At 63.8% G+C, this 23210-nt stretch carries 17 protein-coding genes and 2 tRNA genes; 5 read left to right on the top strand and 14 right to left on the bottom strand.

Features of this window, described 5'->3' with window-relative positions; all coding sequences use genetic code 11:
- Nucleotides 1-36: 36 nt before the first annotated feature.
- Nucleotides 37-3447 (bottom strand): Rne/Rng family ribonuclease, encoded by a 3411-nt coding sequence (locus ACIPY3_RS06935; protein ID WP_400331795.1) that lies wholly within the window; start codon nucleotides 3445-3447, stop codon nucleotides 37-39.
- Between the two features lie 479 nt (nucleotides 3448-3926).
- On the opposite strand from ACIPY3_RS06935, the gene ACIPY3_RS06930 reads away from it, so the two are divergent.
- A complete protein-coding gene (locus ACIPY3_RS06930) occupies nucleotides 3927-4598 on the top strand; it encodes a vitamin K epoxide reductase family protein (RefSeq protein ID WP_400331792.1) in 672 nt (223 codons plus the stop codon).
- Between the two features lie 73 nt (nucleotides 4599-4671).
- Here ACIPY3_RS06930 and ndk read toward each other — a convergent pair whose 3' ends face one another.
- The 4 genes from ndk to ileS are packed head-to-tail and all read right to left on the bottom strand — an operon-like array spanning nucleotide 4672 to nucleotide 10238.
- Nucleotides 4672-5088 (bottom strand): nucleoside-diphosphate kinase, encoded by a 417-nt coding sequence (gene ndk, locus ACIPY3_RS06925; protein ID WP_400269163.1) that lies wholly within the window; start codon nucleotides 5086-5088, stop codon nucleotides 4672-4674.
- A gap of 41 nt (nucleotides 5089-5129) precedes the next feature.
- Entirely contained in the window at nucleotides 5130-5582 is a 453-nt protein-coding gene (locus tag ACIPY3_RS06920) for a DUF4233 domain-containing protein (RefSeq protein ID WP_400269162.1), read from the bottom strand.
- Nucleotides 5583-5584: 2 nt separating this feature from the next.
- On the bottom strand, nucleotides 5585-6946 hold the full coding sequence (locus ACIPY3_RS06915) for a bifunctional folylpolyglutamate synthase/dihydrofolate synthase (protein ID WP_400331789.1): 1362 nt from the start codon (nucleotides 6944-6946) through the stop codon (nucleotides 5585-5587).
- 4 nt (nucleotides 6947-6950) lie between these two features.
- The gene (gene ileS / locus ACIPY3_RS06910) at nucleotides 6951-10238 is read right to left on the bottom strand and encodes an isoleucine--tRNA ligase (protein WP_400331786.1); all 3288 of its coding nucleotides are present in this window, start codon (nucleotides 10236-10238) and stop codon (nucleotides 6951-6953) included.
- Between the two features lie 328 nt (nucleotides 10239-10566).
- Between ileS and ACIPY3_RS06905 the strand changes: the two genes are divergently transcribed.
- Nucleotides 10567-11595, top strand: coding sequence for an endonuclease/exonuclease/phosphatase family protein (locus ACIPY3_RS06905; protein ID WP_400331784.1), 1029 nt, complete (start codon nucleotides 10567-10569; stop codon nucleotides 11593-11595).
- A gap of 4 nt (nucleotides 11596-11599) precedes the next feature.
- Here the strand turns inward: ACIPY3_RS06905 and ACIPY3_RS06900 are convergent, their stop codons facing one another.
- Nucleotides 11600-12367, bottom strand: coding sequence for an SDR family oxidoreductase (locus tag ACIPY3_RS06900; RefSeq protein WP_400331781.1), 768 nt, complete (start codon nucleotides 12365-12367; stop codon nucleotides 11600-11602).
- Nucleotides 12368-12440: 73 nt separating this feature from the next.
- Here ACIPY3_RS06900 and valS point away from each other — a divergent pair, with 73 nt between their 5' ends.
- Nucleotides 12441-15062, top strand: coding sequence for a valine--tRNA ligase (gene valS / locus ACIPY3_RS06895; RefSeq protein WP_400331778.1), 2622 nt, complete (start codon nucleotides 12441-12443; stop codon nucleotides 15060-15062).
- Between the two features lie 338 nt (nucleotides 15063-15400).
- Nucleotides 15401-16276 carry a DNA-formamidopyrimidine glycosylase family protein gene (locus ACIPY3_RS06890; protein WP_400331775.1) on the top strand — a complete coding sequence of 292 codons (876 nt, stop codon included), beginning with the start codon at nucleotides 15401-15403 and terminating at the stop codon, nucleotides 16274-16276.
- Nucleotides 16277-16293: 17 nt separating this feature from the next.
- Here the strand turns inward: ACIPY3_RS06890 and ACIPY3_RS06885 are convergent, their stop codons facing one another.
- The 6 genes from ACIPY3_RS06885 to ACIPY3_RS06860 form a co-directional block, all read right to left on the bottom strand.
- Nucleotides 16294-16917 carry a DsbA family protein gene (locus ACIPY3_RS06885; protein ID WP_400331772.1) on the bottom strand — a complete coding sequence of 208 codons (624 nt, stop codon included), beginning with the start codon at nucleotides 16915-16917 and terminating at the stop codon, nucleotides 16294-16296.
- 80 nt (nucleotides 16918-16997) lie between these two features.
- Entirely contained in the window at nucleotides 16998-18287 is a 1290-nt protein-coding gene (gene clpX / locus ACIPY3_RS06880) for an ATP-dependent Clp protease ATP-binding subunit ClpX (RefSeq protein WP_397321551.1), read from the bottom strand.
- 182 nt (nucleotides 18288-18469) lie between these two features.
- Nucleotides 18470-19129 carry an ATP-dependent Clp protease proteolytic subunit gene (locus tag ACIPY3_RS06875; RefSeq protein ID WP_387437112.1) on the bottom strand — a complete coding sequence of 220 codons (660 nt, stop codon included), beginning with the start codon at nucleotides 19127-19129 and terminating at the stop codon, nucleotides 18470-18472.
- Between the two features lie 37 nt (nucleotides 19130-19166).
- The gene (locus tag ACIPY3_RS06870; protein ID WP_397321550.1) at nucleotides 19167-19790 is read right to left on the bottom strand and encodes an ATP-dependent Clp protease proteolytic subunit; all 624 of its coding nucleotides are present in this window, start codon (nucleotides 19788-19790) and stop codon (nucleotides 19167-19169) included.
- Between the two features lie 219 nt (nucleotides 19791-20009).
- On the bottom strand, nucleotides 20010-21389 hold the full coding sequence (gene tig / locus ACIPY3_RS06865) for a trigger factor (protein WP_400331768.1): 1380 nt from the start codon (nucleotides 21387-21389) through the stop codon (nucleotides 20010-20012).
- 71 nt (nucleotides 21390-21460) lie between these two features.
- A tRNA-Pro gene (locus tag ACIPY3_RS06860) sits at nucleotides 21461-21535 on the bottom strand.
- Between the two features lie 126 nt (nucleotides 21536-21661).
- Between ACIPY3_RS06860 and ACIPY3_RS06855 the strand changes: the two genes are divergently transcribed.
- Nucleotides 21662-21735, top strand: a tRNA-Gly gene (locus ACIPY3_RS06855).
- 74 nt (nucleotides 21736-21809) lie between these two features.
- On the opposite strand, the gene ACIPY3_RS06850 is transcribed toward ACIPY3_RS06855, so the two are convergent.
- Together ACIPY3_RS06850 and ACIPY3_RS06845 are read right to left on the bottom strand one after the other, a co-directional pair.
- Nucleotides 21810-22697, bottom strand: a complete 888-nt coding sequence (locus ACIPY3_RS06850) for an Fpg/Nei family DNA glycosylase (protein ID WP_400331765.1) — start codon at nucleotides 22695-22697, stop codon at nucleotides 21810-21812.
- On the bottom strand, nucleotides 22697-23179 hold the full coding sequence (locus ACIPY3_RS06845; protein ID WP_400331762.1) for a ribose-5-phosphate isomerase: 483 nt from the start codon (nucleotides 23177-23179) through the stop codon (nucleotides 22697-22699). Before ACIPY3_RS06845 ends, ACIPY3_RS06850 begins: the two co-directional genes overlap by 1 nt.
- Between the last annotated feature and the right edge of the window lie 31 nt (nucleotides 23180-23210).

Below are 23210 nucleotides of genomic sequence, written 5' to 3'. Positions count from 1 at the left end.
CCGGACCCTTCGTCGGTTACATGACGTTGGCAATGCCTAGAGTTCCGAGGCCGGAACCCCCACGCCGAGGATAATCGGCTCAGAAGCAGCGGACTCCCTCTTGGCCTGCTCCTGCGGCGCCTTGGCTTCATGGGCCGCTCCCCCACCGGTGGACGCGGACACCTCATGGTGCTCTACCGTGGTCTCGTTGGCGGCACCCTGCGCCCGGCTGGCGCTGCGGTTCCGGCGCCCACGCCGGCCGCGGGCACGACTGGACGGATCGCTTTCCTCCGCAGGATCCTGCCGGGAGGGGACGGTTTCCGCGGGAGCAGCAACAGTGGCAGCGGGCCCAGCCTGGCTTTCGACAGCCACGGGATCCCCACCCAGGTGGGAGAAAGCCTCAGCCAACAGGTCCAGAGTCATGGCAGGCTTCTCCGAAGCGGGCTCCTCGTGGTGTTCCACGAAGGGCAGGGCAACCTCTTCACCGCCAAACCGGAGCACCGGCGTGGCACGCGGGGCGCCCTCAACGGCGCCCGAATCGGGCACCTCGTCAGAATGCTCTGCGCCAGCCCCGGTTGCGGCGGCGGCCGCGGCACGTGCTTCTTCCTCGGCCCGGTGAACCTCGTCGTCGTGCAGGTGGGCAGCGTGCGCTGCGGCGGCGATCGTGGCCAGGGCAGCCCTGGTGGCCTGGGCCTTGGCCTGCCGTGCCGGATCCACCGGCTCCGGAGCCGGCGTCGAAGGCGCAGGCGAAGCTGCGGTGTGGACCGGCGTCGAGCTCTCTGCCGGCTGTCCCCCGCCCTTGCCGCGGCGGCGCTTCCGCTCAGTCCGGCTGGAAGGCTGCTGCTGGGTTTCCGTGTGCGGCCGGTGCTGCTCGGCGGCAACAGCGTTTGCACGACGGTGCTCAACAGGTTCGTCGTGAGTCACCACGCCGCGTCCGGCACAGTGCTCGCACTGCTCACCAAAGACCTCGAGCAGGCCTGTGCCCATGCGCTTGCGCGTCATCTGCACCAGGCCAAGGGAGGTCACCTCCGCCACTTGGTGCTTGGTACGGTCCCGGCCCAGGCATTCCACCAGGCGGCGCAGCACCAGGTCCCGGTTGGATTCGAGCACCATGTCGATGAAGTCGATGACGATGATGCCACCGATATCGCGCAGGCGAAGCTGGCGGACTACTTCCTCGGCGGCCTCAAGGTTGTTCTTGGTGACGGTCTCCTCCAGGTTTCCACCGCTGCCGGTGAACTTGCCGGTGTTGACGTCCACCACAGTCATGGCCTCGGTACGGTCGATCACCAAGGATCCACCCGACGGCAGGAAGACCTTGCGTTCCAGGGCCTTGTGGATCTGCTCGTCGATGCGCCATGCCGAGAAAATGTCCTGGTCCTTGGTCCACTTCTCGAGCCGGCCCACCAGGTCCGGCGCAACATAGGTGACATAAGCCTCAATGGTGTCCCAGGCATCGTCGCCGGAAACGATGAGCTTGGAGAAGTCCTCGTTGAAGACGTCACGGACCACCTTGATGGTCAAATCGGGCTCGCCGTAAAGCAGCTCGGGTGCCAGGACCTTCGTGGAGGACGCCTGGCCCTCAATCCCCTCCCACTGGGCGCGGAGGCGGTTGATGTCGTGGGTCAGTTCCTCTTCCGAGGCCCCTTCGGCTGCCGTACGGACAATGACCCCGGCGTTCTCCGGCAAACGGTCCTTGAGGATCCGCTTGAGGCGGTTGCGCTCGACGTCGGGCAACTTGCGTGAGATGCCCGTCATGGAACCGCCGGGAACGTACACCAGGTAGCGGCCCGGAAGGGAAATCTGGCTGGTCAGGCGTGCACCCTTATGCCCGACGGGATCCTTGGTTACCTGCACAAGGACGGAATCACCCGATTTCAGGGCGTTTTCGATCCGGCGCGGCTGGCCCTCAAGGTTGACGGCATCCCAGTTCACCTCGCCGGCATAGAGGACCGCGTTGCGGCCACGTCCGATGTCAACGAACGCTGCTTCCATGGAAGGCAGCACGTTCTGTACCTTGCCCAGGTACACGTTGCCGATCAGCGAATCCTGCTGGGTCTTGGAAACGAAGTGCTCGGCAAGGACGCCGTCCTCCAGGACACCGATCTGGATCCTGTCGTCGCGCTGGCGCACGATCATCTGCCGGTCCACTGATTCGCGGCGGGCAAGGAACTCGGCCTCGGTGATGACCTGGCGACGGCGGCCCGTCTCGCGGGACTCGCGGCGGCGCTGCTTCTTGGCCTCAAGCCGCGTGGAACCCTTGACGCTGGCCACGCGGTTGGAACTTGTGGATTCCGAGATGGGCCGCGGTGCGCGGACACGGGTCACCGTGTTGGGCGGATCATCGTCCGATCCGCCGGTCAGTTCAAGGTCCTGGTCGCCACGGCGGCGGCGACGACGGCGACGCGAGGTGACGCCGTCTTCAAGGGGCTCGGCGGCCGGCGACTCGTCATCGTCCGCTTCCTCGCCGGACTCCTCGGCCCCGTTATCCTCACGGTCCGTTGCGCGGCGGCCACGGCGGCCACGGCTCCGGCGCCGGCGGCGGCTTCCCGCCTCCTCCAGCTCGCCGTCACCGGTGTCCTCAGAATCCTCAGCGGTCTCTTCAGTCTTTTCCTCGACTGCCGGACGGACCACTGTGCTAAGGTCGGGCGCCTGGAAAATCATGGACGTGATGGAAACGGGCTCCAGGAAGAGCGCCGAGGAACCGGGGGCGGCGTCTGCCTCGGATTCTGAGGACTCTGTGGGGACTTCTGCCCTGGCTTCCGGTTCGGCGGCTGCGCCGCCTGCCGGGGTGGTAGTCGGCGTTGCTTCTGCGCCGCCGGCCGGGGTGGTGGGGGGTTCCGTCGCGGCTTTCGGTTCCGTGGCCGGTTCGGCGGCTGCGCCGCCTGCCGGGATGGTGGTCGGCGTTGCTTCTGCGCCGTCTTCCGGGGTAGTGGTCGGCGTTGCTTCTGCGCCGTCTTCCGGGGTAGTGGTCGGCGTTGCTTCTGCGCCGCCTGCCTCCGTGGCGGCTTCCTGGGTGGTGGTCGGCGTTGCTTCCGCGCCGGCTTCCTCGGTGGTGGCCTTGGGTTTCGCAGTCCGACGACGGCGGACCGGCTTTTCCGGGGCGGGTTCGGCTTCTGCCTCGGGCACTGATGCTTCGGAGCCGGCTTCTGCTGCCGGCTGGTCCCCGGGTTCGGCGGCGTCGCCGAGGCCGGGGAGGGTTTCGGCCGGATCGGCCTTCTTGCGTGCGCGGCTGCGTCGGGCCGGGGCTTTGGGGGCTTCTTCAGGGGCGGCGGCGCTTCCGGCCTCAGGGGCGGCGGCTGGTTCGGCGGCGGCGTGCGGGGCTTCCTCCGCTACCGCTGCTACGGGCTTTGCCGTGGCTTTGCGCGGCGCGCGCGTGGTTCTGGCGCGGGTGGCCTTCTTGGGCACCTCCGCTGCTTCCGTAGAAGCTGCCTGATCATTAACGGCTACAACCTGGTCATTATCCATATGTGGCAACACTCCTGCCCCAGCGACGCCGCCACATCCAGCGCCCAGTGGGGCAAATATTGTCAAAACCCGCAGGCGTTGACAGAAGTCGGTAGTATTCCTTCCGGTTCGCACCATCATTGGGGTGCGGCAGCCCTGGAAGGCCAGTGTCTCAGTTCTGGAACCCGTTGTTCTGCTGCCACAACCAGGTGCCGTCCATTGTCATGGCGGGCCTACCAAGGATCGGCTGATCCAGGCATGCCCTGCTCACGCTGGCGGTCTTGGGAACAAGTCACCGGACCGGAGGACGAATGTGGATCGACTCCCGGCCATGTTCATTCTCTCATACCCCTACACATTCGAGTGGTAGGAAGGTGTGTCGATCTCCCCTTGCCCGCCGCCCGGAAGCTGGGCGCCACCTTCAGCATGCGGGGTTAGAATCCTCCCAAGAGCCCTTCCCGGCGACGCCGGGCCATCTGCCGAAAAGGATCACATCCGCGATGCCAAGCACCGCCAAGGGAAACCTGGACCACCAGACTTCCGTCCCCGTCGAGGCGCGGGACCCCCAACCGGACACGCTGCCGGCGATGGTTCGCAACCGGCCCTTTGGCTGGCTGCTGCTGGTCACCGGCGTCATTGGATGGCTGGCCTCCGGGGCACTGGTCCTGGAAAAGCTCCAGGTGCTTCAGGACCCCAACCACATCACCGCGTGCGACGTGAACCCATGGATCTCCTGCGGCACCGTCATGAAGACCTGGCAGAGTTCCCTGTTTGGTTTCCCCAACATGTTCATTGGCATCGTTGCCTTTGCCATCATCATCACCACGGCCATGGGGCTCCTCTCCGGAGCCAGGTTCGCCCGTGGTTACTGGATCGGACTGCAGGCCGGCGTAACGCTGGGCTTCGTCTTCGTCATCTGGCTGTGGTCGCAGGCCTTGTACGCAATCAACGTCCTTTGCCCGTTCTGCATGGTGGTGTGGGCTGTCATGATTCCCATGTTCGTCTGGGTGACCATCCGCAACCTGAGCACCGGAGTCATCAAGGCTCCTGCAGCGCTGGTCAAGCTCGTGGCCGATTCGGGCTGGATCATCGTCGCTTTGCTCTACGTGGCCGTCATTGCAACGATCTTCTTCGCTTTCCTCCACGTCTTCGCCGGGACCTCCGGCTACTAGGATTCAGCTGTAGAAACGCAGAAGGTCCCGTGTTCCTTTGGACACGGGACCTTCTGCGTCGTACTTCCTGGCTTTACTCGAACCAGATCTTGATTTCGCGTTCGGCAGACTCAACGGAGTCAGAGCCGTGAACGAGGTTCTGCTGGACAGCCAGGCCCCAGTCGCGGCCAAAGTCGCCACGGATGGTGCCCGGGGCTGCCGTCGTGGGATCGGTGGTGCCGGCCAGCGAACGGAACCCTTCGATCACACGGTGGCCTTCGAAGACTGCCGCCACTACGGGGCCGCTGAGCATGAACTCAACCAGCGGCTCATAGAACGGCTTGCCCACGTGCTCTTCGTAGTGCAGTTCAAGGAGTTCGCGGGTGGCGTTGACCTTCTTAAGCTCAGCCAGCGTGTAGCCCTTGGCTTCGATACGGGCCAGGATGCTGCCGCTGAGGTTGCGGGCGACGCCGTCGGGCTTGACCAGGACGAGTGTCCGTTCAATGCTCACAGTTGCTCCAATGTGGTTGCTTGGTGGGTTTCCCAGCCAGTTTACGGGGTTTCCGGCTCTGTCCCGTCACGGTGTGCCGCGTCCCATTCCGCTTGCTCGCGGTCGCGTTGCACCAGTTCACGGTCGATCCTCATGCCTGTGCGGATCCCGTACCACCAGCAGACCGCGAACAGGATGCCGACAATGAACATGGTGGGCTCGGCCAGGCCGGTAAGGATCAGGACGATCTGCAGTGCCCAGCCGAGGCCCACGCCCCACGGCTTCGACAGCACGGCGCAGGTCAGCACCAGGATGACGCTCAGGGCGATGCCAACGCCGAGGATGACTCCGGGAGCCACCTCGCCGCGCTTCAACCCGAAGACCACCAGCGTGCCGAAGAAGGCCACGAAGGCCTCGAGGAGCAAGACCGTGGAGCCGAACATCACCTTGGTGGAGCGGCGCTTCTTGGGCATCCCGGGACGCCATTCCCGCTGTGCTTTGGTCAGCTTCGCCATGCTTAGGCACCTGCCTTTCCGAGGAGGATGCGTGCCTCCGCCACCAGGGTGATGGACCCCGTGACCAAGACGCCACCGGCAAAGTCGTCGTTGGATTCGGAGCGCTCAACGGCCCATTCGAGGGCGTCGTCCAGTTTCTCCGCAATGTGCACGTTCTCTTCGCCGAACCCCAGGTCCACGGCGATTTCGGCCAGTTCTGCCGCGGGGATGGCCCGGGGCGAGTTGGACTGGGTAAAGCAGAATTCCTCGGCCAGGTCGCCCAACTGCTCCTTGAGCGTCTTGAGGATCTCCTCTGCGTCCTTCTCCTGCAGGATTCCCACTACCACAACCAGCTTGCTGAAGCTGAAGGCCTCATGGATGGCCTCAGCCGAGACCCGGATGCCATCGGGGTTGTGGGCTGCGTCCACCACGATGGTGGGAGCGGTCCGGACCACTTCCAAACGGCCAGGCGAGCTCACGTTGCCGAAGGCCTCCCGCAGCACGTCGGCGTCGAGTTCCTTCTCTCCCCCACCAAAGAACGCTTCAAGCGCGGCAACAGCCACGGCCGCGTTCTCCGCCTGGTGGGCGCCATGCAACGGCAGCAGCACGTCCTCGTAGCGCCCGGCCAGGCCCTGGATGGTGAGCACTTGGCCGCCGACGGCGACGCTGCGGGACTCCACCCCGAATTCCACGCCCTCGAAACGGAACGGAACGTCCACCTCACGGGCCTTGTCCAGCAGGACCTGGGCGGCATCAACCGGCTGCGCCGCGCTCACGAGGAAACCGCCAGGCTTGATGATGCCTGCCTTCTCGTAGGCAATATCCTCAGTGGTGTCGCCCAAGAGATCCGTGTGGTCGAGGGAAATGGGAGTAATGACCGATACCTGGCCGTCGCCGACGTTGGTGGCATCGGTGATACCGCCCAAACCGACCTCGAAGACCGCAACATCAACCGGCTGATCCGCGAAGATTGCGAAGCCGAGGATGGTGACGCACTCGAAATACGTGAGCCGCGGCTGGCCTTCGGCAATCAGTTCGTTGTCCACGATCTCCAGGTACGGCCGGATCTCGTCCCAGATCCGGACGAAGGTCTCATCCGGAACAGGTTCGCCGTTGATGCTGATGCGCTCGGTGACCTTGGACAGGTGCGGGCTCGTGTAACGGCCAGTACTGAGGCCGTGGGCGCGCAGTCCGGCCTCGATCATCCGCGCCGTGGACGTCTTGCCGTTGGTGCCGGTGATGTGGATGATCGGGTAGGCCTTATTGGGCTCGCCCAGCACATCCATGGCGCGGAACAACGGTGCCAGGCGCGGCTCCATCTTGTTCTCCGGCGCCCTGCCAAGGAGCTCGGCGTAGACGCTCTCAACTGAGAATTCGTCGGTCATCGGATCAGGCCCCTGCTTTCGCTACGGTGATCTGCGGTTCGTCGGCGCTGGAAAGGAGAACCTCCAGTTCCAACGTCAGCGTTTCGGTCTTGACCAGTTCAGCGTTGGCATGCAGGGCCTCCACGACGTCCTGCTGCGCTTCCACGGAGGTGCGGATGCGGTCGCTCACGTTCAGTCCTGCATCCTTGCGTGCCTGCTGGATGGCACGGACCATGTCACGGGCAAGCCCTTCGGCAGCCAACTCCGGCGTCACCTCGGTATTCAGGACAACAAACCCGCCGCCGGGCAGTACGGCTGCTGCGGCAGCACCGCCGTCGGCCGTTGCCGCCACCACGGTTTCCAGGGTGTATTCCTGCGGCTCGAGCTCGAGTCCACCGGCAACCACCACTCCAGCGTCGTTCACGGACCAGTCGCCGGACTTGGAACCCTTGATGGCCTGCTGGACGTTCTTGCCCAAGCGGGGGCCGGCGGCGCGGGCATTGACCACGAGTTTTTGCTCGATGCCGAATTCCTCGGGCGAGGCGGAGGCTGCGTCCAGCAGCCGCACGGACCGCAGGTTCAGTTCATCGGCGACGACGGCGGCAAAACCTTCCAGCGCGTCCGCACCGGGTGCCACGACAGTCAGTTCCTGCAGCGGAAGGCGGACACGGAGGTTGGCTGCCTTACGCAGGCTGGAGCCGGTGGAGCAGATCTGCTGGATGCGGTCCATGGCCTCCACGAGTTCCTGATTGGCCGGTAACAGCGAAGCCTCGGGCCAGTCCGCAAGGTGCACGGAACGGCCACCGGTCAGGCCACGCCAGATCTCCTCGCTGACAAGCGGCAACAGGGATGCCGAAACCCGGCACACAGCTTCCAACGCCGTGTACAGGGCGTCGAACGCATCCACGTTCTCGTCGAAGAAGCGCTGGCGGCTGCGGCGTACGTACCAGTTGGTGAGCATGTCCAGGTAACTGCGCAGCTCGTCACAGGCACCGGAGATGTCGTAGGTGTCCAGGCTTTCTGTCACCTTGCGGACCAAGTCGCCGGTGTTTGCCAAGAGGTACTGGTCAAGGGTGTCCGCGTAGCCGTCGTACCGCAGTTTGGCTTCGTAGCCCGCGCCCCCGTTCGCGGCGTTCGTGTACAGCGTGAAGAAGCTGTACACATTCCACAGCGGAAGGATGACCTGCCGGACACCGTCACGGATGCCCTGCTCCGTGACGATCAGGTTGCCACCGCGCAGGATCGGGCTGGACATCAGGAACCAGCGCATGGCGTCGGAACCGTCGCGATCCAGCACCTCGGACACATCCGGGTAGTTGCGCAGGCTCTTGGACATCTTCTGGCCGTCGGAGCCCAGCACGATGCCGTGGCTGATGACGTTGCGGAACGCCGGGCGGTCAAACAGCGCCGTGGACAGGATGTGGAGCATGTAGAACCAGCCACGTGTCTGGCCGATGTACTCCACAATGAAGTCCGCGGGATTGTGGGTGTCGAACCACTCCTCGTTCTGGAACGGGTAGTGGACCTGTCCGTACGGCATCGAGCCGGAATCGAACCAAACATCCAGTACGTCCTCGACGCGGCGCATGGTGGACTTGCCCGTGGGGTCGTCCGGGTTGGGGCGCGTCAGTTCGTCGATGAAGGGACGGTGCAGGTCCACCTGGCCCTCGTTGTTGACAGGCAGGCGGCCGAAGTCCGCTTCGAGGTCGGCGAGGGACCCGTACACATCCGTGCGCGGGTACTCGGGATCATCGGACTGCCACACCGGGATGGGCGAACCCCAGTACCGGTTGCGGCTGATGGACCAGTCACGGGCGTTCTCAAGCCATTTGCCGAACTGGCCATCCTTGACGTTGCCCGGGATCCAGTTGATCTCCTGGTTCAGCTCGGACATGCGGTCCTTGAACTTGGTGACCTCCACGTACCAGGAGGAAACCGCGCGGTAGATCAGGGGGTTGCGGCAGCGCCAGCAGTGCGGGTAGCTGTGCTCGTAGCTGGCTTGGCGGACCAGGCGGCCGTCGGCTCGCAGCACCTGGGTGATGGGCTTGTTGGCCTCGAAGACCTGCAGGCCAACGATGCCGGCAAGCCGGCCATGGCCGAACAGCGGCAGGAACTTCGCACCCTCGTCCACGGAGAGGACCACGGGGATGCCGGCGTCTTCACAGACCTTCTGGTCGTCTTCACCGTAGGCCGGGGCCTGGTGGACGATGCCCGTACCGTCGGTGGTGGTGACGTAGTCGGCCACGAGGATCCGCCACGCGTTCTGCGTCCCATACTTTTCGGTATCGGCGAAGTCGTTCCACAGCGGCTCGTAGTCGAGCCCTTCCAACTGGGAGCCTGCGTAGGTGGCCGTTACGGCGGCAGTTGCGGCAGCAGCGTCGTCGTACCCAAGGTCCTTGGCGTAGGAACCCAAAAGGTCAGCCGCGAGAAGGAAGCTGCCCGTCACCGGAGCCTCCGGTGAAGCGGCCTTCACGCCGTTGGGGCCAGCGGGGACCACAACGTAGGAGATATCATGCCCGACGGCGAGCGCAAGGTTGGTGGGCAGCGTCCAGGGCGTGGTGGTCCAGGCGAGCGCCTGCACGCCTGCGAGCGCCTGCGAAACCTCGGACTCGCCGCCCTTGATGGGGAACGTCACGGTGACGGTCTGGTCCTGGCGGTTCTTGTAGACATCGTCGTCCATGCGCAGCTCGTGGTTGGAGAGCGGGGTCTCGTCCTTCCAGCAGTACGGCAGGACCCTGTAGCCGTTGTAGGTGAGGCCCTTCTCGTGCAGTTGCTTGAAGGCCCAGAGCACGGACTCCATATATTCGACGTTGAGCGTCTTGTAGTCGTTGTCGAAGTCCACCCAGCGGGCCTGGCGGGTGACGTAGGCCTTCCACTCGTTGGCGTACTTCATCACCGAGGCACGGCAGGCGTCGTTGAATTTATCGATGCCCATGGCTTCGATCTGGGTCTTGTCAGTCATGCCCAGTTGCTTCATGGCTTCGAGCTCGGCGGGGAGGCCGTGGGTGTCCCAGCCGAAGCGGCGCTCCACGCGCCTGCCGCGCTGGGTCTGGTACCGGCCCACCAGGTCCTTGGCGTAGCCGGTGAGCAGGTGGCCGTAGTGGGGCAGGCCGTTGGCGAAAGGCGGGCCATCGTAGAAGACGAACTCGTTGCTGCCGTCTTGTCCCGCGTCGCGCTGGTCGATGCTCGCCTGGAAGGTGCCGTCCTGGTCCCAGTACTTGAGGATGCGCTCTTCGATCTCCGGGAACTTCACGGAGGCGGATACGCCTTGGGCGCCGGAAGGCGATGCTGAGGCCTTGGGGTAGTGGGTCATCTCGAATCCTGGTGATAGCTGGTTGACTGTCAGGATGCGAGGACGGCTCCAGGCCTGTTTCGCAACAGTCCAGGCACCGCGGTACCACCTCACTTACCGGAACACGGCGTCCCGGCCTCTCATTACTGCTGTGACGGGCTTACCCGTCCGGTTCTACTGGGAACTGTCCGCAACTGCGGGCCAGTACTGTTCTTCCGGAAGCTCACCGGTGATGGCCGGGTCAACGCTGGTTATCAAAGTCTAGCGGCAGCGGGGCACCATCGACTACTTTCCAAGTCATCCCCTGGGTGGACGGGTCCAGGGTGCATGGCTGCATAGACTCGGCCACATGACTGAACCTGCCGCCGCCCTCCCGGCTGTCCGCCGCCGGCGCCGCACGGCCTCGATTGCCTGGTCTGTTGCCGCCGCCCTTGTTGCCCTTCCGGTGGCCAGCTTGTCCTTGTTCCGGGCTGTCGAGGTTGAGTGGCCGTTGCTGGTGGTACAGGCACTGGCCTTCACGCCGTGGCTGGTGGTTCCGGCCGCTGTTGCGCTGGTGCTGGCCCTCCTGGGTCGGCGTCGGTGGACGACGATCACGACGGCGGCCCTGCTGGCTGCGCAGCTCTTCTGGCTGTTCCCGCTGGACTACGGCCGCCCGGTGGTACTGAAAGAGGGGACGGCCACCGTCCCGCTGAAGGTGATGAGCCTCAATACCGAATTTGGTGAAGCCGAAGCGGCCACAATCGTGCAACTGGTCCGTGACCACGGTGTCCAACTGCTGGCACTCCAGGAGTTTTCCCCGGCGTTACAGGACCGGCTCAGCGCCGAGGGCCTCGATACCGTGCTGTCCAACAGGATCAGCACCGCCAATGACGACGGATCCGGTGCCGCTGTGTATTCGGTCTTCCCCTTGGCGTCGGAGGGCCTTCTGCCCGACACTCCCTTCCGCATGGCGGCGACCCGGGTTGTGGCGGAAGGTTCCGGAGCCAAGGCGGCCCTGACCCTGACCAACGTCCACACCCTCCCGCCCGTGGATGAGCGCATCGGGCAGTGGAGGAGCGACCTTCTCAAGGTTTCCCGCCAGGCCGGGAGCCAAGGCAACCAGGTGCTGATGGGCGACTACAACGCCACGTATGACCACGCCGAGTTCAGAGCCCTGTTGGACGGGGGCAGGGACGGCAACAAACTGGTGGACGTCGGCACGGCCACGTGGGGAAGGTTGTCCCCCACGTGGCCCATGGAAGGCCCGCCGCTGCCGGGCGTGGTCATCGACCATGTGGTCACCTCTCCCCGGATCGGCAACAGCGCCTACTCAGTGCACACCGTTCCGGGCACGGACCATGCCGCCCTCATTGCCCAGCTCAGTATTCCTGCCGGCTAGGCCATCAGTCCTGCTTGCGGATGAGCTTGTGGTTGGCGGCCTGCGCCACGGGGCGGATCACGATCTCGTCCAGGTTGATGTGGTGCGGCAGGGAGACGGCGTACCGGACCACGTCCGCAACGTCGTCTGCCGTCAACGGCTTCTCCACCCCGGCATACACCTTGGCCGCCGCGTCCTTGTCACCCAAACGGTTCAGCGCGAACTCCTCGGTCTGGACCAGGCCCGGGGCTACCTCGATGACCCGGATGTTGTTCCCCACTTCCTCCAGCCGGAGTGCGTTGGTCACTGCATGCTGGGCGAACTTGGCTGCGTTGTAACCTGCCCCGCCTTCATAGGCTGCCAGACCTGCTGTGGAGGTCAGGTTCAGGACCGTGCCTTCGCCGTTCTCCCGAAGCATGGGCAGGAAGGCGCGGGTGATTTTCATGGTGCCCACCACGTTGACCTGATACATCCAGTCCCAGTCCTCGGTGTCCGCATTCCCGATCGTGTCAGCGCCGCGGGCTCCACCGGCAATGTTGATGAGGGTATCGGCTCCCCCGCCTTTGGTGACGGCGGCAAGCAGCGCCGCGACGTCGTCGTCGTTGGTCACATCGGCGGGGACGGGAACGGCGCCGGTCGCGGCTCCCAGGGCCTCCAGACGGTCTGCCCGGCGCGCCACGGCGTAGACCTTCCATCCCGCGCCGCTCAGCGCCCGGACCGTGGCCTCGCCGATGCCGGTGCTGGCGCCGGTGACGACTGCCGTCTTGTTCTGTGTCTGTGCTCCCAAAGTCATGGCACCACCCTATCGAGGGCAGGGCCAGCCGCTGAAGGCGCCCTGTAACTCCGGGCCATGAAACAATTGGTCCATGGCTGAATCAACGCAGGGTACAGACACGCCCGCCACCGCCCCCATTAACGTTCCCGACAAGCCGGCCCTTGAAGGCCTTGAAGCTGCCTTGACGCAGCGCTGGCTCGCGGAAGGAACCTACAAGTTCAACCCGGACACCACCCGGGAACAGGTCTACTCGATCGACACTCCCCCGCCGACCGCCTCGGGTTCGCTCCATGTCGGCCACATGTTCTCCTTCACCCAGACAGACGTCCAGGCGCGCTACATGCGCATGACCGGCAAGAACGTCTTCTATCCCATGGGCTGGGATGACAATGGCCTGCCCACCGAGCGCCGCGTCCAGAACTACTACGGCGTGCGTTGCGATCCTGCCATTCCGTACAACGCCGACTACCGTCCGCCTGCGCAGCCGGCCAAGAACCAGCGCGATTTCGACGTCGTTTCGCGCCAGAACTTCATCGAACTGTGCGAAGAACTCGCCGTTGAAGACGAGAAAGTCTTCGAAAACCTTTTCCAGACCCTTGGACTGTCCGTGGACTGGAACCTGACGTACCGCACCATCGACGACACCTCCCGTGCGGTGTCCCAGCGTGCCTTCCTCGCAAACCTCGCTGCGGGTGACGCCTACATGGCCGAAGCCCCCACCCTCTGGGATGTTACTTTCCGCACCGCCGTGGCGCAGGCTGAGCTTGAGGACCGCGAGGTCCCGGGCGCCTACTACCGCTACCCCTTCTTCACCGAAGACGGCCAGAAGATCTTCATCGAGACCACCCGTCCCGAACTGCTTGCCGCGTGTGCCGCCCTGGTGGCAAACCCCGACGACGAGCGGTACCAGCCGTTCTTCGGCAAGACTGTGAAGTCTCCGCTGTTCGACGTCGAACTCGAAGTCAAAGCCCATCCCCTGGCCAAGGCGGACAAGGGTTCGGGCATTGCCATGGTGTGTACCTTCGGTGACCTCACCGACGTCACCTGGTGGCGCGAACTGCAACTGCCGACGCGCGCCATCATGGGCCGCGACGGACGCATCATTGCCGAGACTCCCGAATGGATCACCACGGAGGCAGGCAAGGAAGCCTACGCGGCGATCGCCGGGAAGACGGCTTTCTCGGCCAAGGAAGCCGTGGTTGAGCTCCTCACCGCAGCGGATCTGCTGGACGGCGAACCGAAGAAGATCACCCACCCCGTGAACTTCTTCGAGAAGGGCGACAAGCCCCTCGAAGTGGTCACCTCCCGCCAGTGGTACATCCGCAACGGCGGACGGGACGAGGACCGCCGCGAACGGCTGATCGGTCGCGGCCAGGACATCGACTTCCACCCGTCCTTCATGCGGTCCCGCTACGAAAACTGGATCGCCGGCCTGAACGGCGACTGGCTCGTTTCGCGCCAGCGCTTCTTCGGCGTGCCGATCCCCGTCTGGTACCCGCTCGATGCCCAGGGCAACCCGGACTACGACAACCCGATCCTGCCGTCCGACGGAATGCTTCCCGTGGACCCTGCCGCCGATGCTGCTCCTGGCTACGAGGAATCCCAGCGTGACCAGGCCAACGGGTTCACCGGCGACGCCGATGTCCTGGACACCTGGGCCACGTCCTCCCTCACGCCGCAGATCGTGGGCGGTTGGAGCCGTGACGAGGAGCTGTTCGCCAAGGTCTACCCGTTCGACCTCCGCCCGCAGGGCCACGACATCATCCGGACCTGGCTGTTCTCCTCGGCCGTCCGCGCCGATGCCTTGCAGAACAGCGCTCCGTGGAGGCACGCTGCGATCTCCGGCTGGATCCTGGACCCGGACCGGAAGAAGATGTCCAAGTCCAAGGGCAACGTGGTGGTTCCCACCGATGTCCTGAACGAATACGGCTCCGACGCCGTCCGTTACTGGGCAGCATCGGCCAAGCTTGGCGCAGACACCGCGTACGAGATCGCACAGATGAAGATCGGCCGGCGTTTGGCCATCAAGCTGCTCAACGCCTCCAAGTTCGTCCTGAACCTCGGCGCCACGGAGAATTCCGTGGTCACCAACCAGCTCTCTGTCCTGAGCAACCCGCTGGACCGTGCCTTGCTCGCCCAGCTCTCGGACGTCGTAGCCCTGGCCACCAAGGCCTTCGACAACTACGACTACGCCCGGGCCCTGCAGATCACCGAATCGTTCTTCTGGCAGTTCACGGACGACTACGTCGAACTGATCAAGGACCGTGCATATGGTGCAGCCGGCGAAGCCGAGCAGGCCTCCGTGCTTGCGGCCCTCGCCACCACGCTGGACTCGCTCCTGCGTCTGTTCGCCCCCTTCCTGCCTTTCGCCACCGAAGAGGTCTGGAGCTGGTGGCGGACGGGTTCGGTGCACCGCGCCGCGTGGCCTTCCGCCCTGGAAATCGCCGACGGCGACACCACCATGCTGGGCACGGTGGGCCTGGCCCTCAGCGGCATCCGCAAGGCCAAGTCCGAGGCCAAGGTCAAGCAGCGGACCGAAGTGCTTTCTGCCAATATTTCGGCAACGGAAGTGCTTGTGGCGCAGCTCAAGGCCGGTTTGGGTGACTTGAAGGCCGCCGCAAACGCCCAGGAGATCACCCTGCAGTCCGCTGAAGGCGATCTGACGGTCAGCGACGTCGTCCTTGCGCAGCCGGAAGAGACACCCGCCTCGTAGCAGCCATCGCCCGGGAGTTTTTGGGCAAAGGGGAAGCCCCATCAGCGTTTTGCCGTTGGTGGGGCTTCGACTTTTCGGCTGTCCGGTGACGACTTGACAGTCTGGCGGAATCCTTGGAATTTCAGGTCTTCCTACCACGTCACTGGTAGCTTGCGTCCGACTTTGCCAACGGCTGCGTCGGTTGCATATCACTGAATCTTCGGTTTCCGTGTCCCTCTTCTTTCGAAGTGGGTAAGAACCATTGTTGTCCTGCCCGGGCCGATCCACAAGGCTTCCGAAAGAACTACAATCCTGTAGTTTCCGGGACCTTTTGCCGTCGCGTGTGGCAGAGTATTCCCATGCCGGAACTGCCCGAAGTGCACGGCCTGTGCACCTACCTGGACACGCAACTGAACGGAGCGGTGCTGACGAGTGTCCGCATCAACTCCATTGCCGCGCTGAAGACGGCAGATCCCCCCTACACGGCCCTGGAGGGTCGGACCATCCGCGGGGTGCGGCGCTTTGGCAAGTTCATCTGCGTCGATACCGACGAACTGTTCTTCGTCTTCCACCTGGCGAAGGCCGGCTGGGTCCGGTACACCGAGCACCCGTCCACGGCAACGCTGCGCATGGGTAAGAGCAACATCGCTGCCCGCCTGCTCCTGCACCGCGGAATCGACGACACCCACATCGGACTGGACCTCACCGAAGCTGGAACAAAGAAGAGCCTGGCCATCTACGTGGTCCGCGATCCCCTGGATGTCCACGGCATCGCTACGCTGGGCCCCGAACCACTGAGTCCCGATTTCGATGTCGAAGCGTTCGCCGGAATAGTCCGTTCAAGCTCGCAGCAGATCAAAGGACTGCTGCGGAGCCAAGCCGTGATCGCCGGAATCGGCAACGCCTACAGCGACGAGATCCTGCACGCTGCCAGGATCTCCCCCTTCGCGATTGCCAAGTCCCTGGATGAGGGGACGGTTGGCCGACTCTATGGGGCCATGCAGGAAGTGCTGGTGGGCGCCGTCGCGGCAGCGGCCGGCAAACCGTCCAGTGAACTGAAAGACACCAAACGGAGCAATTTCAGGGTCCATGCCAGGACGGGACAGCCGTGCCCGGTGTGTGGAGACACAGTGAGGGAGGTGTCCTTCGCGGACACCTCCCTCCAGTACTGCGCTACGTGCCAAACAAACGGCAAGATCCTGGCCGACCGCAGGACTTCGCGTTTCCTCAAATAGCGGCCGAACGGGTCACCCTAGTTGAACTCGGGCCGTTCGGTGCGGCTGCGCTTGAGCTCGAAGAAATGCGGGTAGCCGGCAAGTGCCACGGTTGCGTCCCAGATCTTACCGGCGTCTTCGCCACGGGGAATGCGGGTCAAGACGGGGCCGAAGAAAGCCGTACCGTTGAAGGCAACCACGGGCGTTCCTACGTCCTGCCCCACCAGTGAGATTCCTTCCTCGTGGCTGGCACGCAGCTGGGCGTCGAATTCGTCCGAGTCAGCGTAGCGCGCCAGTTCTGCGGGAAGGCCCACTTCGGCCAGGGCTTTCCGGATCACCGACGGACGATCCTTGTTGCCCTCGTGGTGGATTTCCTCGCCCATGGCGTCATAGAGGGGCTTGACGTACTCGCTGCCGTGCAACTCCTGCGCCGCGATGATCACCCTGACCGGACCCCAGCTCTTGTCCATGAGTTCGCGGTAGTCATCAGGCAAGTCGCGGCCCTCATTCAAGACGGACAGGCTCATGACATGCCACTGGGTCTCAATCCCACGGACTTGCTCCACTTCGCCGATCCAGCGGGACGTGATCCATGCAAACGGGCACGCGGGGTCGAACCAGAAATCGGCCTTGTTGACGGGTTGCTCGGTCTGTTCAGGCACAGGAAATCTCCTCAGGAAGGTGGCAACGGGCACGCTAAACGTGAAAAGCGGACAGGGCCGCTGTTTGGTGCAACGGGTGGTCAGGCGGACTTATTCCGCCGCTTCGCCACCACGTCATGGGCAATCATGGTTGGCTGGGCCTTCTTGGCCACCACGTCCTCGGTGATGACCACGGTGGCGATGTCGTCGCGGCTGGGGAGGTCGAACATGACCGGCAACAGGACTTCTTCCATGATGGCGCGCAAGCCGCGGGCTCCTGTTCCACGTTCCAGGGCCTGGTCGGCGATGGCGTTCAGGGCGTCGTCGTCGAACTGGAGTTCCACGCCGTCGAGCTGGAACATCTTCTGGTACTGCTTCACCAGGGCGTTCTTGGGCGTCGAGAGAATCTGGATCAAGGCGGGACGGTCCAGGTTGGACACCGTGGTGATCACCGGGAGCCGCCCGATGAACTCCGGGATCAGACCGAATTTGAGCAGGTCCTCCGGCATGACCTCACCGTAGGTATCCACGTTGTCCTTGACCTCGTTAAGCGGGGCGCCGAAGCCGATGCCCTTCCGGCCCGAACGGGAACCAATGATGTCTTCCAGGCCCGCGAACGCGCCAGCCACGATGAACAACACGTTGGTGGTGTCGATCTGGATGAATTCCTGGTGCGGGTGCTTGCGGCCGCCCTGCGGAGGCACCGAGGCCACCGTGCCTTCGAGGATCTTCAGCAAGGCCTGCTGCACCCCCTCACCCGAAACATCACGGGTGATGGAGGGGTTCTCGCTCTTGCGTGAAATCTTGTCGATCTCGTCGATGTAGATGATGCCTTGCTCGGCCTTCTTGACGTCGTAGTCAGCGGCCTGGATGAGCTTGAGCAGGATGTTTTCGACGTCTTCGCCCACATAGCCAGCCTCGGTGAGGGCCGTGGCGTCGGCTACCGCGAAGGGCACATTGAGCCGGCGGGCCAGGGTTTGCGCGAGGTAGGTCTTGCCGCAGCCGGTGGGGCCGATCAGCAGGATGTTGGACTTGGCGATCTCCACGTCCTCGTGGTGCGGTCCCTCGCCCAGGCTGCCGGTCTTCGGTGCATGGCCTGCCTGGATGCGCTTGTAGTGGTTGTAGACAGCTACAGCCAGCGACCGCTTGGCCGGCTCCTGGCCGATCACGTATTCCTGCAGGAAGTCGAAAATTTCGCGCGGCTTGGGAAGTTCGAAGCTGCCCAGGTCCGAGACCTCGGCGAGTTCCTCTTCAATGATCTCGTTGCAGAGTTCAATGCACTCGTCGCAGATGTACACGCCGGGCCCGGCAATCAGCTTGCGAACCTGCTTCTGGCTCTTTCCGCAAAAAGAACACTTCAGCAGATCCGTGCTCTCGCCAATCCGAGCCATGTGTGAATCCCTTCGTTGCGTGCGGGTGATGGGGCTCCGCGCCTTGCTCCATTGTGCGGCCAGACCGCGGTTGGCATCACCGTGACTTCTTCCACTCTAGGTCACAATGAGCCGCTTGGGTGGAAACAGAACGCCGGTGCGGTCCATATTTCGCGAACCGCACCGGCGTCGTTTTCCGGATGCTACCGGGCGATTGCCTGGGGCTTGATCTTCCGGGAGTCCAGTACCTGGTCAATAAGGCCGTAGTTCCGGGCTTCCTCGGCCGTGAGGATTTTGTCGCGCTCGATGTCGTTGTTGACCTGCTCGGCCGTGCGGCCGGAGTGGTGGGCGAGCGTCTCCTCAAGCCACGTACGCATGCGCATGACCTCCGCGGCCTGGATTTCCAGGTCCGAGGCCTGGCCTCCCTGGCCGCCTGACAGTGCCGGCTGGTGGATCAGCACGCGGGCGTTCGGGAGGGCAAGGCGCTTGCCAGGGGTGCCGGCTGCCAAAAGGACGGCCGCAGCACTGGCTGCCTGGCCCAGGCAGACCGTCTGGATCTCCGGACGGATGTACTGCATGGTGTCGTAAATGGCGGTCATTGCCGTGAACGAACCGCCCGGCGAGTTGATGTAGAGGGTGATGTCGCGGTCCGGGTCCGTTGATTCAAGGACCAGCAACTGGGCCATGATGTCATCAGCAGAGGCGTCGTCCACCTGTACGCCGAGGAAGATGATGCGGTCCTCGAACAGCTTGGTGTAAGGGTCCTGGCGCTTGAAACCGTAGGGGGTGCGCTCCTCGAACTGGGGCAGGACGTAGCGGCTGGAGGGGAGGTTGCCGGCAGACCATCCGAAGTTGTAGTTCATTGTTTACTCCTGGGTTTTCAGTGGTTCGTGGTGCCGGCTAGTTTTCGGTGGAGGACGCCGCGTCGGACTGGTTGGCAGTTCCGCCGCCACCGGCCACCGAGCCGGCGTGCGCCGAGATCTTGTCGAAGAAGCCGTACTCCAGTGCTTCCGCGGCCGTGAACCACTTGTCGCGGTCATTGTCCTTGAGGATGGTTTCCACGGTCTGGCCCGTCTGCTCGGCGGTGAGTTCCGCCATGACCTTCTTCATGTGCAGGATCAGCTCAGCCTGGATCTTGATGTCCGAGGCCGTTCCACCGATACCGCCGGAAGGCTGGTGCATCAGGATGCGGGCGTTGGGGGTGGCGTACCGCTTGCCCTTGGTGCCGGAGGAAAGCAGGAACTGCCCCATGGAAGCGGCCAGGCCGGTGGCGACCGTGACGACGTCGTTCGGAATGAACTGCATGGTGTCGTAGATGGCCATGCCTGCCGTTACCGAACCACCAGGCGAGTTGATGTAAAGGTAGATGTCCTTCTCAGGGTCTTCGGCCGAGAGCAGGAGAAGCTGTGAGCAAATGGCGTTGGCATTCTCATCGCGGACTTCGGAGCCGAGCCAGATGATGCGCTCTTTCAGCAGGCGGTTGTAGATGTAGTTGTCCTGGGCCGCGGGATCGACAGTTGCCATCCGGGGAGCCTCTGATTGCTGTGACATAAGTACTTACCTCTCGCTGGTGCCAGTGACATCACTGAACTTCACTACATGGACACTAACCGTATTCAGGGGTGATTTGTTCGCCGGAATCGCACTGTTCGCTGACGGCGCACGTTTGTGGACGGCGCCTTGGACGGCCTTAAAGCAAACCGGCCCCGGATCGAATGATCCGGGGCCGGTTAGTGCCTGAAACTAGAACTTCACTGCTGCGGGGTCATCGCTGGCAACGGTATCGGCTTCTTCAGCAGCCTCAGCTGCGGGAGCTTCTTCCACGGCTTCGCCGGCGGGGCGCACGAAGTCGGTCAGGTCCACCTTGTTGCCTTCGGAGTCCACAACTTCAGCCTGGCCAAGGACGACGGCCAGCGCCTTGCGGCGGCGGACCTCGGAAACCATCATGGGAACCTGGCCGCTCTGATCGATGATCTGGGCGAACTGGTTCGGGTCCATGCCGTACTGGCTGGCGGTGGTGACGATGTAGTCGATCAGCTCGTTCTGGCTGACGTTGACTTCTTCCTTGTCTGCAATGGCGTCAAGGATGATTTCGTTCTGGAACGCACGCTCGGTGTTGGCCTTGACCTCGGCGCGGTGCTCCTCGGTGTCGTGGTCACCTTCGCCGTGGGCGTTCTCCGGGTTGAAGTGCGATTCCAGCTGCTCTTCCACGACCGAATCCGGAACGGGGACCTCAACGAGCTCAACGAGCTTGTCCAGGACCTTGTCACGGGCCTCGACGCCCTGGCCGACAACCTTGGAGTCGGCTGCCTGCTTGGCGAGGTCCTCGCGGAGCTCAGCGAGAGTGTCGAACTCGGAAGCCAGCTGTGCGAAGTCATCGTTCGCCTCGGGGAGCTCGCGCTCTTTGACGGCCTTGACGACAACCTTGACCTGGGCGGCTTCGCCGGCGTGGTCGCCACCAACCAGCGTGGTGTCGAAGATGGCTTCTTCGTCAGCGGACAGGCCCTCTACGGCCTCGTCCAGGCCCTCGAGCATGGTGCCGGCGCCAACCTGGTAGGACAGGCCGGATGCGGAGTCGATCTCTTCGCCGTCGATCGTGGCGGTGATGTCGATGGTGAGGAAGTCGTCGTTCTTGGCAGGACGCTCGACGGACTTCAGCGTGCCGAAGCGGCCGCGCAGCTCGTCAAGGGCCTTGTCGACATCGGCGTCGGAGGACTCAGCAGCTGCGACCTCCACCTTGATGCCTGCGTAGTCCGGCAGCTCGATCTCGGGGCGGACGTCAACCTCCACCTGGAACTTGAGCTCGCCGTCGGTTGCGGACGGGTCCGGAACCTCGGTGATCTCAACCTCGGGGCGGCTCAGCGGGCGAACGCCGGTTTCCTGCACAGCGGCCTGGTACCAGCCGTTCAGGCCATCGTTGATGGCAGTCTCCAGGACGTATCCGCGACCGACGCGCTGGTCGATGAGCTTGGAGGGAACCTTGCCCTTGCGGAATCCGGGAACCTGGATCTGCGAAGCAACGGTCTTGTACGCGGCATCGATGCTCGGCTTCAGTTCCTCAAAGGGAACCTCAACATTGAGCTTGACCCGCGTGGCGGTGAGGTTCTCGACAGCGCTCTTCACAGTCTAAGTACTCCTGGATTGATGGGTATGGGGTTCTGTCGCGTTCCAAGAAATGGACACGAAACACAGAGTCGGGGTGACAGGATTTGAACCTGCGACTTCCTGCTCCCAAAGCAGGCGCTCTAGCCAAGCTGAGCTACACCCCGAACGCACAGGACAGTCTACGGGCAAGCGGGCCAGGAATGCACATTTGACACCGTCGCCGGAATTAGGTTTAGTTGTACCCGGCTTGAACAGCCGCCGGGAAGATGTCCTGAACAGGAGATCCTTTCGGGGACGTAGCTTAATGGTAAAGCCTCAGTCTTCCAAACTGATTACGCGGGTTCGATTCCCGTCGTCCCCTCCAGGGAATTTCCCTCCAGGGAAACAAAAAGAGCCCCGATCCTTCAGGATTGGGGCTCTTTTTGGTACTTCCGGAGTTCAAACCTGGCAGCCAGGGCACCAGTAGAGCTTGCGGGCACCAATTTCCGCCATGCCCACTACCGTCCCGCAGGCACGGCAGGGCAGTCCTTCGCGTTTGTAGACGAAGTGCGCATCGGCGTCGGGCGCCGTTTCCGCTCCATCTGTCCATAGTGCCGGCGGCGTGGTGACAATACGACCGTCGCGGACGCCGTCGGACATGGTCGCAACGGCGTCATCCCACAGGCGGCCGGCGGTGCCCGTATCCACGGCAGAGCCGGGCTTCCAGGGGTCCACTGCCTGCCGGAACAACACTTCGGCCCGGTAAATGTTGCCTACGCCAGCCAGGACCGACTGGTCCATCATCAGGAGCGCGACGGCGGTCTTCCGCTTCCGCAGCCGCCGGATGAACTCATCGCGGTCGCCAGGCCCATTCCGCAAGGGGTCCGGGCCCAGCCTGCCGAGCACCTTGGCTGCGTCATCCGACGTAATGGCGGCACACGTCGTAGCGCCGCGAAGGTCCGCCCAGCCGTGGTCGGAGACAAGGCGGACGCGGACGGCCCCCACCGGCTCCGGCGGTCCGGAATAGTCCGTGTCAGCACCGGCCGGCCCGGATTCACGCTCACCGATCCGTCGTGGCGCGCCGATGCTGGACGCACCAGCGAAGGAACTGTCTCCCCCGAAGTTCCACGCCCCGTAAAGGCCGAGGTGCACATGAAGGAACAGGTCATGGTCGAACTTCAGGAACAGTTGCTTGCCGTGGGCAAGCGCGTCCACCATGACGTGTCCATCCAGCAGCGCCGCACCCTCGGCGAACCGCCCTTGCGGGCTGCTCACGCGAAGGCGCCGGCCACCGAAGACATCCTGGAACTGACGCGCCAGCCTGTGGATGGAATGCCCTTCAGGCACTATTCGACAATTTCGCCGGTGGTCTCGTAGACCGCGATTTTGCCGATGCGGCGGACATGGCGCTCGTCATTGCTGAACGGTTCCGCCAGGAAGGCCTCGATGAGTTCCGTTGCTTCCTCAACCGTGTGCTGGCGGCCGCCGACTGCGATCACGTTGGCATCGTTGTGCTCGCGGGCGAGCTTGGCCGTGGAGAGGTTCCAGGCGAGCGCCGCGCGCACGCCCTTGACCTTGTTGGCCGCGATCTGCTCACCGTTTCCGGAGCCACCCAGCACGATCCCCAGCGCGTGGACTCCGGCTTCCTGGTCCGCCACCACGGCTACGCCTGCGTTGATGCAGAACGAGGGGTAGTCGTCCAGGGCGTCGTATTCCTTGGGTCCGTGGTCCACAACTTCATAGCCCTTGGCGGTGAGGTGGCTGACCAGGTGGGCGCTGAGTTCCATGCCGGCGTGGTCCGTGGCGATGTGGACGCGGGGTGTAGTCACAGGAAGTCCGTTCTTTGTGGCGCGGGCGGCA

Origin of the sequence: Paenarthrobacter sp. NPDC089714 (genome assembly GCF_044748905.1) — a bacterium.
Lineage (GTDB): Bacteria > Actinomycetota > Actinomycetes > Actinomycetales > Micrococcaceae > Arthrobacter.
This window is presented reverse-complemented; position numbering and strand designations above follow the sequence as displayed.